Origin of the sequence: Streptomyces sp. NPDC057271 (assembly GCF_042668715.1) — a bacterium.
In the GTDB taxonomy this organism is placed as follows: domain Bacteria; phylum Actinomycetota; class Actinomycetes; order Streptomycetales; family Streptomycetaceae; genus Streptomyces.
Genome location: NZ_JBHUYJ010000028.1, coordinates 16,532 through 31,406, shown reverse-complemented (window position 1 = coordinate 31,406; position 14,875 = coordinate 16,532). Strand labels below are relative to the sequence as shown.

Sequence of the window (14,875 nt, the reverse complement as noted above, 5' to 3'; positions counted from 1 at the left end):
TGAGCGGGCGGCGGCTTGCCGCCGCCCGCCCCACAGGATCTCCCGCTTGGGAAGGAACCTCACCCAGTTATGAGCAGATACGCGATCGTCGGCATCTCCTGCCTGTTCCCCGGAGCGCGAACGCCCGAAGAGTTCCGCCAGAACCTCCGCGGTGGCACGGACAGCCGTCGGGAAGGAGGCGTGGAGGTCTTCGGGACCGAACCGGACGAGCGTGACCTCGACCCCCGGCACGGCATCGTGTCCCGCCGTGGCGGGTTCATCACCGGCTTCGAGTTCGACCCCACCGGTTACCGGATCGACCCCGACCGTCTCGCCGGTCTCGACCGGCTCTTCCACTGGTCGCTGTACGCCGCCAGAGAGGCCCTGCGGGACTGCGGAGCCGACGACCGGCCCGAGCTGCTCGCCAGGACCGGCCTGGTCATGGGCAACTACTCGTTCCCCACCACGACGTCGGCGAAGGTGAGCGTCCCCCTGGCGCAGGAGGCCGTCCTCGCCGGACTGCGCCGCTCCGGCGCACCCGAACTCGACCCCCTGCCCGGGGCGGCCCCGCTCGTCGACCGCGCCGCGATCGTGCCCGAGAACCTCCGGGTCAGCGGCTCGCCCGCCGCCGTCGCCGCCGGCGCACTCGGACTCGGCGGCCCCCGCTACTGCCTGGACGCCGCCTGCTCCTCCGCGCTCTACGCGCTCAGTCTCGCCTGCGGTCACCTCGACTCCGGCCAGGCGGACCTGGTGCTCGCCGGGGCGGTCTGCGCGCCCGACCCGACCCTGATCCACCTGTCCTTCTCCGATCTGCACGCCTACCCGGAGAACGGGTTCAGCCAGCCCTTCGACGACCGCTCCGGCGGAATCGTCACCGGACAGGGCGCGGGCATGGTCGCCGTCAAGCGGCTCGAGGACGCCGTGCGCGACAACGACCGTGTGTACGCGGTGGTCGACGGCATCGGCCTCTCCAACGACGGTGCCGGGCGTCACCCGCTGGTCCCGCGCAAGAGCGGACAGCTGGACGCCCTCGCGCGCGCGTACGCGGACGCCGGCGTGGACCCCGCGAGCGTCGACTACCTGGAGTGCCACGCCACCGGCACCCCGGTCGGGGACACCACGGAGGCGGAGTCGGTCGCCGAGTTCTTCGGCGCCCACGGTGACGTACCCCTGCTCGGGTCGGTGAAGGGCAACATCGGCCACCTGCTCACCGTCGGGGGGCTGAGCAGCCTCCTCAAGGTCGTCCTGGCCATGGAGGACGGCCTGATCCCGCCGACCATCGGAGTGGACCGGCCGGTCTCCTCGCCGGACGGGAAGGTCGGCGACGCGACGCTCGTCCGCACCGCCCGCTCCTGGCCGGACACCCCCGGGCCCCGCCGCGCCGCCGTCTCCGCCTTCGGCTTCGGCGGCACGAACGCGCACGTGGTGCTCTCGGAGGGCCAGGCCGCGACGGAGACGTCACCCGGCACCGGCACCGCGCCCGACACGGCGTCCGGTACCGGCACCGCGCCCGACACGGCTTCCGGTACCGGTACCGACACCGCGTCCCGTACCGCGTCCGGCGCCGACACCCCTGAGCAGCCCTCCGGCCTGCCCGCGCTCGATGTCATCGGCCTCGGCGCGCACTTCGGCTCGCTCGACTCGATGGACGCCTTCGAACAGGCCGTGTACGAGGGCGGGCACGACCTACGGCCGCTGCCCGAACGGCGCTGGCGTGGCCTGGACCGTACCGACGGGGGAACGCTCGAAGCGGCCGGGCTCACCGGCCCGCCCCACGGAGCCTTCGTCGACGGCGTCGAGGTCGACCCGGCCGACCTGCGCGTCCCACCCGCCGACCTGCGTATCTACAACCCGCAGCACGCGCTGATGACCAAGGTCGCCGACGAGGCGCTGCGCGACGCCGGCTACCGGCTCGACCCCGGCAGCCGCGACACCCCCGAGGCCCGCCGCATCGCGGTCGTCGTCGTCACCGAGATCGAGCCCTACTCGCACGCCAGGCTGAGCCGGTACGGGCTCGGCACCTTCCTCCGCGGCGAACTCGACAAGGCAGGGGTGAAGCTGACGGAGGAACAGCGGGCCGCCCTCAACGAGGTCGCCCGGGACGCCGTCGTCGACCCCATCGGGGCCAACGAGGTACTCAGCTACATCGGCAACGTGATGGCAGGCCGGATCTCCTCCCGCTGGAACCTCACCGGCCCCTCCTTCACGCTCTCCGCGGAGGGCGCCGGCACCGCCGAGGCACTGGACGTGGCCCGGCTGCTGCTGCTCGACCCCGACCTGGAAGCCGTACTGATCGGCGGCGTCGACCTGGCGGGCGCCGCGGAGAACCTGCTCGTCCAGCCCGCTCCCGGCACCGAGCCGGGCCTCACCTTCAACGAGGGCGCACGCGGACGCCGTACCGGCGAGGGCGCCGGAGCCCTGGTCCTCACCCGCCCCGACGCGGCACCCGGCCGGGTGCACGCCCGGATCGACGCGGTGGCCGTGCGCTACGCCGAGGCCGCCGCCGGTTCCCTCACCCCCGTCTCGGGCCCCGCCCTCGCCGAGGCCGCGCGGGCGGCGCTCGACGCCGCCGGGATCGACGCCTCCGCGGTGGACTACCTGGAGGCCCACGCGGGCGGTACGGAGTCGGCCGACCGGACCGAGATCGCCGCCCTCGCCGAGGTGTACCCGGCGGGCGGTGCCACCGTCCTCGGCAGCGTTAAGGCGCAGATCGGCGACGCCGGCTGCGCGGCCGGGATCGCCGCCCTGATCAAGGCCGTCGTCTGTCTGCGGCACGCCTATCTGCCCGGCACCCGGGGCTGGCGCCGCCCGGCCGACGACCTCGCCGAGGCCTTCGCCGCCTCCGCCTTCCAGGTGCCGGAGACCTCCTTCCCCTGGCTCCGGGAGCGCCCGGACGGTCGGCGCCACGCGAGCGTCAGCATGCTCGGCGCGAGCGGCTCGCACGCCCATCTGGTGCTCTCCTCCGTGCCGGCCGCCGACCGGCCCCGGCCCACGGCCGACTGGGCGCGGGCCCGTGGCCCGCTCCTGCTGCCCCTCGTCGCCGACACCGTCGACGCCCTGGTCGCCGAGGTCCGCCGGCACGGCACGCTGCTCGCGGACGGAGCCGATCCGTCGGCGCTCGCGCGCGAGGCGGCCCGCGGCCTCGACGGGAGGCGGCTGCGCGTCGTCCTCGTCGGCCGGGACCGGGACGCGCTGATCCGTCAGACGGAGCTCGCGGCACGGGACCTGCCCGCGGCGCACGCGACCGGAAAGGACTGGAACACCCCCGCGGGATCGTTCTTCACCCCCCGCCCGATCGGGCCCGAGGGGCGGGTGGCCCTGGTGTACCCCGGGGCGTTCAACACCTACCCGGGCCTCGGCAGGGGCCTGTTCAGGACCTTCCCCGGCCTGCTCGACAGCTACGAGCTGCAGGCCGCGCAGCCCGCCCGCATGCTGCGCTCGGCCCAGCTCTACCCGCGCGGTGTCGAGGCCCCGGACCGGCGGGCGATGATGCGGCTGGAGGAACGTCTCGCCGACGACATCCCGTTCATGCTCGCCACCGGGACCAGCTTCGCGATCCTCTACACCGAGCTGATCCGCGAGATCCTCGGAATCACCGCGCACGGAGGCTTCGGCTACTGCCTCGGCGAGGCGAGCATGCTCTTCGCCACCGGGGGATGGGACGCCGGCAGCCGCTCCGACGCGCTGATCACCGACAGCCCGGTCTTCCAGGACCGGCTGTGCGGGCCCCGGCGCACCGTCCGCGAGCTGTGGAAGCTGCCCCCGGAGACGCCCGACGGGGACGTGTGGTCCACCCATGTGCTGCTCTCGCCCACCGAGCCGGTCACCGAGGCGCTCACGCGCTACGACCGGGTCCACATCACGCACATCAACACGCCGAACGAGCTGGTGATCGGGGGAGACCCGGAGCAGTGCCGGGCGCTCATCCGCGAACTGGGCTGCCCCGCCGCCCGCTCGCCCGCCAACGTGGTCATGCACTGCCCGGTCGTGGACAGCGAGTTCGACGGTCTGGCCCGGTTGAACGACTACCCGACCGGCTCCTTCGGCGCCCTGGAACTCCTCAGCGCGTACGACTACGAGGTGCTGCCCGCCGAGCGGCTCGCCGACTCCCCGCAGCGCATCGCGCAGACCCTGCGCTCCACGATCGACTTCCCGCGCCTGGTGCGGGGCGCGTACGACCGCGGATACCGCTACTTCATCGAGGCGGGACCGGGCGCCACCTGCACCCGCTGGATCCGCGACACGCTGGGTGACGCGCCCCACGTGGCCGCCGCCGTCGACCGCCGGGGCGCGACTCCCGCCACCAGCCTCGCCCACCTTGCGGCCCGGCTCGTCGGACACGGTCTGCCGGTCGACCTCACGGTGCTGTGGGGCGAGGAACCGGACACCGCACGCGGCGAGGCCGCGCCCACCGCCCGCCGTCTTCCGGCCGTGCGCGTCGGCGGCGGTGAACCCATCCCGGACCGCGTCGCCCGTGAGGCCGCCAGGACCCTTTCCGCCGTGCGGTCCCGCCCCGCTCCCATCGACCCGCCCGCTCCGCCGGAGGTGCCCGCCGTCATGTCCGCCGCCCTGCCTGCCGCCATGCCCGCCGACCCCACGCTGGAGTCGCCGGAGGCCATCACGTTCGACGGCGGCCCGGTCGCCGCCGTGACGTGGGCGGGCGCCGCTCCCGCGACCCCGGTACCGGAGAGCCCCGCCGTCCCGGCGCACACTCCGGCGCAGGTCCCCGCGCACCTCCCGGCCGCGACCCCCGCTCCGGTGGCCGCGCCCGCGCCCGTACCCACGGCCTCCGCCGGTACGCCCGCCGCCGACCTGGTGCGGGACCTGCGCCGGGAGATCGTCGCCGCGCACGGCGTCGTGATGGAGACCCACCGGGTCCTCCAGGCGGCCACGCTGGACCGTACCGCCGCCCTCCTGGACACGACCGCTCCCGCCGCCGCTCCGCTCCCGGCGCCGCCCGCGCCCGTGGCCCCCGCCCCGCCCGCCGTCACGACGCCCGCTCCGCTCCCGCCGGCCCCCGTGGACGTGGCCGCGCCCGCCCCGGTGCCGGTCGCCCCCGCGCCCCCCGACACCCCGGCCGCGGTCACGGCTCCCGAGTCCCGTGTCCGCGACGGTGTCGTCTTCGACGAGGCGGACCTGCTGGAGTTCGCGACCGGTTCGGTGGCGAAGGCCTTCGGCCGCCCGGAGTTCGCCGAGATCGACGCCTTCCGGGCCCGCGTGCGACTGCCCGCCCCGCCGTACCACTTCGTCACCCGCGTCACCGCGCTCGACGCGCGTCCCGGGGTCCTCGAACCGGCCCGGATCACGACCGAGTACGACGTCCCCGAGGACGCCTGGTACGCCGTCGACGGCGGTGTGCCGCCGGCGGTGACCGTCGAGGCCGGCCAGTGCGACCTGCTGCTCGTCAGCTTCCTCGGCATCGACTTCCGCAACAAGGGCGAGCGCGTCTACCGGCTGCTCGACAGCTCGCTGATCTTCCACGGCGGCCTGCCCCGCACCGGGCAGACGCTCCGCTACGACATCTCCATCGACCGCTTCGTCCACCAGGGCGACACCACGGTCTTCTTCTTCAGCTACCTCTGTTACGCCGACGGCGAGCTGATCCTCGAACTCAAGGACGGATGCGCCGGCTTCTTCAGCCAGGCCGAGCTCGACACCCCGCTCGGCATCGTCATGACCGACGCGGAGCGGGCCCGCCGTGCCGCGCTGCCCCGGGCCACCTTCAAGCCGCTCGCCCGCGCCCGCAAGGACCGGCTCGACGCGGCCGACCTGGAGCTCCTCGCCCAGGGCCGACCCGGGGACGTCTTCGGCCCGGACCACGCCCAGGACCCGGGCCTCAACCCGGCGCTGCGCCTTCCCGACTCGATGCTCCGCATGATCGACGAGGTCACCGTCGACCGCACCGGCGGCCCGCGCGGACTCGGGAAGATCGAGGCCGTCAAGCACCTGGAGCCGGACGCCTGGTACTTCACCTGCCACTTCCCGGATGACCCGGTCCTCGCCGGCTCGCTGATCGCGGAGGGCGCCGTCCAGCTCCTCCAGGTCTACCTCCTGCACCAGGGCATGCATCTGACGCTTCCCGACGCCCGGTTCCAGACCGTCACCGACCGTCAGATCGACGTCAAGGTGCGCGGCCAGGTCACCCCGCGCGACCGCGAGATCCGCTACGAGCTGGAGATCACCGAGCTGACCCTGCTGCCCCGGCCCACCGTGGTGGCCGACGTCCTGGTGTACCTGGGCGACAAGCCGGTCGTCCGGATGGAGAACCTCGGTCTGCAGATCGTGGAGAAGCCGGGCACCCCCTACCGCCCCGAGACCGGTGGCGTGCCGGCCTTCCTCGGCCGCCGCAACCGCTCCGGCGAACCGGCCATGATCAACGAACTGCACCTGGCGCACGCCGCCCAGGGCCTCCTCGACATGGCGATGGGCCCCGAGTTCGAGATCTACCGCGAGAGCCGCGCCCCGTACATCCCGAACGGGGACTTCCAGTTCGTCGACCGGGTCATGTCCCTGACCGGCACCCGCGGCGACCTGAGCCCCGGCTCCGAGATGGTCACGGAGTACGACTCCCCGGACGACGCCTGGTACTACCGGGAGAACTCCTCGCCGTACATGCCGAACTGCGTCTACATGGAGTCCTCCCTCCAGGCCGCGATCTTCCTCGGCTACTACCTGGGCGCGACCCTCACCCGGCCCGAGGAGCAGTACCGCATCCGGAACCTCGACGGCCGGGCCACCCTCGTCCGCGACATCGACCTGCGCGGCAAGACGGTCCGCCACCACTCCAGGCTGCTGAGCACCAGCGTCGTCTCCGGGGCCGTGCTGCAGAACTTCAGCTACGAACTGAGCGCGGACGGAGAGGTCTTCTACACCGGCGAGTCGCTCTTCGGCTACTTCAGCGACGCGGCCCTCGCCAACCAGGTGGGCCTCGACAGCGGCACGTACCGAGAGCCCTGGATCGCGACCGAACAGCCCGCGGCCGAGCGGGTGCGCAGGATCGAACTGCCCGACGACGCACCCGCGTTCACCGACCCGACGGGCGGCGCACTGCGCCTGCCCGCCGGCCGCTTCCACCTCGTGGACCGCGTCGACCTCGTCGAGGACGGCGGCCGTCACGGTGCCGGCTACCTCCACGGCCACCGGAGCATCCGTCCCGACGAGTGGTACTTCGACCGGCACTTCCACCGCGACCCCGTGATGCCGGGCTCGCTCGGTGTCGAGGCCGTCCTCCAGGCGATGCGCCTCTTCGTGCAGGAACGGAACCTCACCGACGGCATGACCAGGCCCCGCTTCGCCATGGCGACCGGTGTCGAGATGGCGTGGAAGTACCGCGGCCAGATCCTGCGCGAGGACGACGAGCTGTTCTTCGACGTGCACATCAAGGAGGTGCGCAGGGAGGCCGGCCGGCTTCTCGTGATCGCCGACGCCGATCTCTGGAAGACGCGCCTGCGCATCTACGAACTCACCGACGTGGCTATCGAAGTCCGTCCGGAAACGGACTGACCGCATGGACAGCCGAGGAGCCGAATTGTCCACGAGTACCGCACAACACACCCTTCGCTGGTACGGGGAGGGGTACCCGAGTCCCGATCCCGCGGGCATCCACCAGGCGCTCAGCCAACTGGAGCAGCCCTGCTACGTCGTGTCGGGACCGCAGGGCATCGGCGCCGTCGCCGGGGGGACCGCGGTCGCCGGCGGTGACGGCCCCGCCGTGCTGGCCGCCGTCCCCGCCCTGTCGCCGCAGCGACTCGGCTCGGCGGAGTTCCGCGCCGCGCACGGGGTGCGACACGCCTACATGGCCGGGGCGATGGCCGGCGGCATCGCCTCCGTCGAACTGGTCGTCGCGCTGGCCCGGCAGGGCTTCCTCGCCTCCTTCGGGGCAGCGGGCCTGCTGCCCGACGCCATCGCGAAGGCGCTGTCCCGGTTCCGCGAGGAGATCCCCGGCCTGCCGTACGCCGTGAACCTGATCCACAGCCCGAGCGAGCAGCGCCTGGAGCGCGACGCCGTCCAGCTCTTCCTGGACCACGGGGTGCGCTGCGTGGAGGCGTCCGCCTACATGGACCTGACCCCGCACCTGGTCCGCTACCGGCTGGCCGGACTGCGGACCGACGCGTCGGGACGGGTGGTGGCGGAGAACCGGATCATCGCCAAGATCTCCCGGGGCGAGACCGCCGAGCGTTTCATGCGCCCGGCTCCTGCCGCCCTCGTGGAGAGCCTCCTCGCCGACGGCCTCATCACCGCCGAGCAGGCCCGCCTCGCCCATCTCGTGCCGCTCGCCGACGACATCACGGCGGAAGCCGACTCCGGCGGCCACACGGACCGTCGGCCGCTCCCGGCCCTCCTCCCCGTCATCCTGCGCATCCGCGACACCATCCAGCGGGAGTACCGCTACGCCCGGCCCATCAGGGTCGGCGCCGCCGGCGGGCTCGGCACCCCGGTGGCCGTCGCCGGAGCCTTCGCCATGGGCGCCGCCTATGTCGTCACGGGCTCCGTCAACCAGTCGTGCGTGGAGTCCGGAACGTCCAAGGCTGCCCGCGAGGTCCTCGCCCAGGCCGACATCGCCGACTGCGTCATGGCCCCGGCCGCCGACATGTTCGAGATGGGCGTGGAGCTCCAGGTGCTGCGCCGGGGCTCTATGTTCCCGATGCGCGCCGGGCAGCTGTACCGGCTCTACCAGACGTACGACGGCATCGAGGCGCTGCCGGAGGTGGAGCGCCGCCGTCTGGAGACGCAGACCTTCCAGCGCCCGCTGGAGGACGTCTGGCAGGAGTGCGTCGAGTACTTCAGCCGCCGCGACCCCGACCAGCTGAGCCGGGCCGCCGACAACCCCAGGCGCCGGATGGCCCTGGTCTTCCGGTGGTATCTCGGCATGTCCTCGCGCTGGGCCGTCTCGGGCCAGACCGAACGCAGCGCCGACTTCCAGATCTGGTGCGGCCCCGCGATGGGCAGCTTCAACTCCTGGGTGGCCGGCAGTTATCTGAACACTCCAGGGAACAGGACGGTCGCCGACGTGGCCCATCACCTCATGCGCGGCGCCGCGTACCACACGCGGACCGCCCAACTGAGGGCGGCGGGGCTGACCCTGCCGTCCACCGCCGAGTACGTGCCCGTACCGCTGGACACGGTGGGCCTGACGGGGGTGGCCTCATGAGCGGCCTGACACCCGAGGCGGTCGAGGAACTCCTCGGCGATCCCACGGACCCCGAGAACCCGTACGGGTTCGCCGCGGCCGTGGCCAGGGACGAGGAGGACGCCGCCCCCGACGACCTCTGCCGCAAGCTGGTCTCGGCCGGCTTCCACCTGAACTACCTGCCCGAGGCGTGGGGCGGCGAGTTCCGCTCCTTCGACCGGAGCCTCACCCTGGTGCGGGCCGCGGCCCGCCGCGATGTGAACATCATGCCGGGCACGATGTTCGGCATCATCGCCGCCACCTGCCTCCAGCTCCACGGCGACGAGGAGCAGCGGAGCCGGGCGGCGGAGATCCTGACCAGCGGCGGAACGGTGGCCTTCGCGCTCACCGAGGCCGAGCACGGCAGCGACATCCTCGCCAACGAGGTCCGCCTCGCGCCGGACGGGACCCTGCACGGCGAGAAGTGGATGGTCGGCAACGGCCTCGGCTGCGACGCCGTCTACGTGGTCGCCCGCACCGGCGAGCGGGGGCCGGGCGCCTTCACCGCGTACCTCCTGGACCTGGACCCGGAGCGGGGCGGCGAGGGCGCCGGCCTTGAGCGGCTCCCGGCCGCCCGGACCAACGGCATGCGCGGCATCGACACCGCCCGGCTCCGCTTCACCGGCCTCCCCGTACCGGAGAGCGCCCGGGTCGGCCGGGTCGGCGAGGGCCTGGAGATGGCCGTCCGCGCCCAGCAGGCGGTCCGGGTCATGAGCATGGCGGGCAGCCTCGGCTGCGTGGACACCGCGGTGCGCCTCACGTTCGACTTCGCCGCCGGGCACCGGGTCGCCGGCACCCCGGTCCTGCGGACCCCGTACGCCCGCAGGGAACTCGCGGCCACCTCAGCCGCGCTGATCGCCGCCGACGCGACGGCCCTGGCCGCCGCCCGGGGTGTGCACGCCGTCCCCGGCGCGTTCAGCGTGTGGGCGCTCGCCGCCAAGCACGTGGTGGCCGAGACCGCCGACGCCCTGCTGCGCCGCTGCGCCCGGCTCCTCGCCACCCGCTCCGTCCTGCGTGAGGGTCCGCCCGGGGCCGGCCTGTTCCAGAAGCTCCAGCGGGACAGCGCCGTGATCCGCGTCATCGACTCGGGCCCGATGGCCAACCTCCGTTCGTACGCCGGGCAGTTGCCCGGTCTGCTCGACGGAACACGCACCGCCCCGGCCGGACTCCTCGACGGCGCCTTCCGGCTGGACGAGGAGCCCCCGCCGTACGACCCGACCGGACTCGACCTCGTCGTCCGCGGAGCCGACCCGGTCCTCGCCGAACTTCCTGCGTCGGTAAGGGAGTTCACCATCACCCCCGAGGCGGCGGCCGACCCGTTCACCAGCACCTGCGTCGCCCGGCTCGCCGAGGCCGTGGAAGGGCTGCCCGCCCTGGCCGCGGCGGCCCGCGGGCGCGGCGCCGATCCGAACGCCCTGGTGGACCTCGCCGAGCGCCACGCCTGGCTGCACGGCGCGGCGGCCTGCCTCCACCTGTGGCGTGACAACCGGCACCTCTCGCTCTACGGGACCTCGCCGGGCTCCACCGGCTGGCTCGGCGCGGCGCTCGTCCATCTGCTCGCCCAGGCAGACGGCGCGGGTGTCCTGCGTCATGCCGAGGGCCTGTACCCCGCCCTGGACGCCGTCGAGGCGTTGTGGGAGGGGAACCGGATGCTGACCGCCCTGCCCGTCCGACTCGCCCGCACCACCGCACACCCGACACCGATGGAGGACAACTGATGTCCCAGGCCGAGTTGATCGAACTCGCCGAGCGGCTCGACACCTATCTGGGCGACCCGCACGACCCCGCGAGCCGGATGTCCTTCGCGACCGTGCTCGACCACGACGAGCGCGACGCCTTCCCGTACGCCTTGATCGGCATGCTGCGCCGCTGGGGATTTCTCGACTACGGCCTGCCGGCCGAGCAGGGCGGCAAGGCGGGCAGCCCCGAGACCGGGTTCGTCCTGATGCGGCTCATCGCCCGCCGCGACGGCGCGACGGCCATCGCCGCCGGGCTCTCCCAGGCGGCCTTCGCGCCGGTGTGGATCGGCGGCACGGACGAGCAGAAGCGCCGCCAGATCGAGGACATCCACAAGGGTGTCTCGCTCGCCTGGGGGCTCTCCGAGGCCGCCCACGGAAGCGACCTCCTCGGCAACGAGGTCGTCGCCGAGAAGGTGCCCGGCGGCTATCGGCTCACCGGCGAGAAGTGGCCCATCGGCAACGCCACTTTCGCGGACCGGATGGTCGTCTTCGCCCGCACCGGCCCCCGCCGGGGCCCGGGTGACTTCTCCATCCTCGTCGTCGACAAGTGGACCGCCGAGCCCGAGACCGTCCGCGAGACCCCGCTGCTGAAGCTCCACGGCGTCCGCCCCCTGGACCTCAGCGGCCTGCGCTTCGACGGCGTCTTCGTCCCCGACGACCTTCTCATCGGCGCCGAGGGCCAGGGGCTGGAGATCGCGCTCAAGACCAGCCAGACCGCCCGTCTCGTCATCCTCAGCCTCGCCCTGTCCGCCGTGGACACCTCGCTGCGCACGGCCCTGGAGTTCGCCCAGGGACGGGTGCTCTTCGACCGCCCGATCGTGGAGGTCCCGTACACCGGCACCCAGCTGGCGGAGTCCTTCGCCGACCTCATGGCGGCCGACGCCATGTGCCTGGGCGCCGTCCGCAGCGTCCAGGCCTCCCCGAACCAGGTCAGCGTCTGGTCCTCCGCGGCCAAGTACCTGGTGCCCACCCTCCTCGAGGGGGCCCTCTCCCGGCTCAACGTGGTGCTCGGCGCCCGGGTGTTCCTCCGCACCGATCCGCGCTACGGCATGCACCAGAAGATGCTCCGCGACATCCTCGTCACCAACATGGCCGACGGGAACACCGTCGTGAACCTGCGCAACATCGGCCACGAGTTGGACTCGCTCCTGAAGAAGGCCCGCACCGCCACCCCGGAGGAGCGGGCGGAGGCCGTCGAACGGGCCGCCGTGCTCTTCGACATGGACGCCGAGCTCGGGCCCTACCGGCCGTGGGAGCAGGAGCTGTCCAGCCGGGGCCGCGACGACGCGATCCTGGCGGCGGCCGACGGCCTGGAGCGGCTGCGCGCCCTCGCGGACGAGGCCGCCGACAAGGACAAGGACCGGCTGCTGCTCGCCGCCGACATCGCCGGTGAACTCCTCGGCAGGCTCGGCCCGCTGGAGGAGCGCGCCGCCGCGCTGCGGCAGGAGCTGGGCCGCGGCTACGCGCAGTCGGCCGAACTCTTCGAGCTGGCCAAGGAGTACTGCGTCGTGCACGCGGCGAGCGCCTCCGTGCTCACGTACGTGCACTCGCAGGCGTGCATGGTCGAACCCCTGCCGAGCGCCGCGGTGCTCCTCCTCCAACTCGAGCGGCTGCGCAAGCAGTTCCACCCGTTCGAGCCCTACCGTGACCCGTCCGTCGCCGACGAGGTCCTCGCCGTCCTCAGCCGGCTGCACGCCGAGCACCGACTTCTGTCGTACTGGCCGATCACCCTGGCCGGAGCGGCGGAGCAGGCGCCGCACGCGGAGTCCACGGAAGGCGCGGCCCCGGAGGGGAGCCCCGCGTGAACCAAGGCCCGCACGGGCCCGTCCGCGAGGACGGGCCCGTGACGGACCTGTGGACGCTCTCCGAGCGGCTCGTGCCCGAGCTGGCGGAGCGCGCGGGCGGCGAGACGGCGGCCCTGACCCCGGACGAGCGCGCCCGCCACGCGCGGCAGCGCTCGCCCGGGGCGCGCCGCCGCTTCCTCGGCGGCCGGCTGCTCTGCCGGCTCGCGCTCAGCGCCCGTACCGGACTGCCGCCGGGGACCTGGCGCTTCACCGAGGGCGTCCACGGGCGCCCGGAGCTCGCCCCCGGCCGGCACGGCCTGCGCTTCAACGTGTCCCACACCGACGGCCTGATCGCCTGCGTCGTCACCGAGGGGTACGCGTCCGGCGTGGACGTGGAACGGGTCCCGTTCGACGACGAGACGGTCCGGCTGCTCACCACCCAGTTCGACGAGGCACAGCGGGCCGCCCTCGCGGAGGCTCCGGACCCGGCCGCGGCCCTGCAGGAGATGTGGGTCCTCAGCGAGGCCTACCTCAAGGGGCTCGGCATCGGCCTCGTGCAGGGCCTGGGGGAGCTGCGGTTCACCCGGCGCGCCGGCTCGACCGAGGTGACCGTCGCCGACGGCCGCCGCCCCGAGACGTGCCGCCGCTGGCGGCTCGACCTGACCGGCCACGGCTCCGGCCACCTGCTCGCCGTGGCGGTCGACGACGGGGGAGCGGGCCGGCTGCGCCGCCACGACCTCGTCGAACCCGGCGACCTCGTCCGCCCGGACGTGCCGCCCGGCCCGTGGCCCGCGGCCGGCCACCGTGCCGCCCCCGCCTCCCCCTGACCCCGAGCGTGTCTTCCTCCGTCCCGCCCTCATCTGCCCCGCTCTCACCGTGATCTGGAAGGACCCACCATGCCCGAGAACGACTCCCCGCGCGTCGCCGTCATCGGCGCCGGCCCCGCCGGGATCTCCGCCGCCTACCGACTGCGCGACCGCGCCCGGATCACCGTCTTCGAGCGCGAGCCCCGGCCCGGCGGCCACGCCAACACGGTGGAGGTCGAGGAGGACGGCCGTGTCATCGGCCTCGACACGGCGTTCATCGTCTTCAACCCGCGCTTCTACCCGCGCCTGTGCGCCTTCTTCGGCGAGCTGGGCGTGGAGGCCATCCCCCACCCGGGCGGCTTCGAGTTCTTCGACCTCGACAGCGGGCTGGAGTACGGCACCGAGGAGATGGAGCTGGACGAGGCCGCCATCGAGGCGCGCTACGCCGCCGCGTACCCGGAGTTCCCGGACGTCTGGCGGGAGGTGCGGCGCTTCCACGCGGAGAGCCGCCGGGACTTCTCGCGGGGCCGCGCCGACATGTCGCTGGGGGAGTACCTGGACCGCAACGGCTACAGCACCGCGTTCCGTCACTCGTACCTGATCATGCTCTGTTCCGCGGTCTGGTCGGTCCCGGCCGAGCTGATCTGGGAGATGCCCGCGGCCACCGTCATCGCCTTCTTCGTCGGGCACGACGAGGGCGGCCTCGGTGGCCACCGGGTCGACTGGCGGACCGTGGGCGGCGGTTCCATCTCGTACGTCCGCAAGGCCCTGGCCGCGATCGGCCCCGACCTGCGGGTCTCCGAGCCGGCGGTCCGGGTGCGGCAGGAGGAGGACGGTGTCGTCGTCACCACGGCCAACGGCGCCGCCACGTTCGACTACGTGGTCCTCGCCACCCACGCCGACGAGGCGTTCGCGCTCCTGGAGAACCCGACCGACGCGCAGCGTGCGGCCGTCGAGGGCGTGCGCTACAGCTCCTCACGCGTGGTGCTGCACCGGGACGCCTCGCTGATGCCCGGCGACCACGAGCGCTGGGGGGCCTGGAACTACGGCAAGAAGACGGTCGACGGGGAGACCCGCTGCTTCGTCACGTACTACCTCAACCGGCTGCAGGACTTCACCGCGAGCCAGGACTACTTCGTCACCCTCGACCCGCCGCGCCCGCCGGCCGAGGACCTCGTCATCGCCTCGTTCGACTACACCCACCCGGTGATCGACGTGGCGCTGCGCGAGCGGCAGTCCGTCATCCACGCGGCGAACGAGGGCACCCGGGTGAAGCTGTGCGGGTCCTACTTCCACTCCAAGGAACTGGGCCCCGACCTGATCGGCTCGCACGAGGCGGCCTTCTCGGCCGGGGCGGAGGCGGCGGCCAGGATCCTGGACGAGCTGTCCTGACGGCCC

At 73.4% G+C, this 14,875-nt stretch carries 6 protein-coding genes; all 6 read left to right on the top strand.

What is annotated here, in order from left to right:
• Window positions 1-69: 69 nt before the first annotated feature.
• The 6 genes from ACFUJR_RS15845 to ACFUJR_RS15820 all read left to right on the top strand — a co-directional run bounded on the left by ACFUJR_RS15845 (window position 70) and on the right by ACFUJR_RS15820 (window position 14,869).
• Window positions 70-7,482: a beta-ketoacyl synthase N-terminal-like domain-containing protein gene (locus ACFUJR_RS15845; RefSeq protein ID WP_383450450.1), complete on the top strand. Its 7,413-nt coding sequence runs from the start codon at window positions 70-72 to the stop codon at window positions 7,480-7,482.
• Between the two features lie 25 nt (window positions 7,483-7,507).
• Entirely contained in the window at window positions 7,508-9,130 is a 1,623-nt protein-coding gene (locus ACFUJR_RS15840; RefSeq protein ID WP_383173008.1) for a PfaD family polyunsaturated fatty acid/polyketide biosynthesis protein, read from the top strand.
• Window positions 9,127-10,866, top strand: a complete 1,740-nt coding sequence (locus ACFUJR_RS15835) for an acyl-CoA dehydrogenase family protein (RefSeq protein WP_383173010.1) — start codon at window positions 9,127-9,129, stop codon at window positions 10,864-10,866. The genes ACFUJR_RS15840 and ACFUJR_RS15835 overlap by 4 nt, the downstream gene beginning before the upstream one ends.
• Window positions 10,866-12,692, top strand: coding sequence for an acyl-CoA dehydrogenase family protein (locus ACFUJR_RS15830; RefSeq protein WP_383173012.1), 1,827 nt, complete (start codon window positions 10,866-10,868; stop codon window positions 12,690-12,692). Before ACFUJR_RS15835 ends, ACFUJR_RS15830 begins: the two co-directional genes overlap by 1 nt.
• Window positions 12,689-13,498, top strand: a complete 810-nt coding sequence (locus ACFUJR_RS15825) for a 4'-phosphopantetheinyl transferase family protein (protein ID WP_383450447.1) — start codon at window positions 12,689-12,691, stop codon at window positions 13,496-13,498. The genes ACFUJR_RS15830 and ACFUJR_RS15825 overlap by 4 nt, the downstream gene beginning before the upstream one ends.
• Before the next feature lie 69 nt (window positions 13,499-13,567).
• The gene (locus tag ACFUJR_RS15820; protein ID WP_383179591.1) at window positions 13,568-14,869 is read left to right on the top strand and encodes an NAD(P)/FAD-dependent oxidoreductase; all 1,302 of its coding nucleotides are present in this window, start codon (window positions 13,568-13,570) and stop codon (window positions 14,867-14,869) included.
• The last annotated feature ends 6 nt before the right edge of the window (window positions 14,870-14,875 follow it).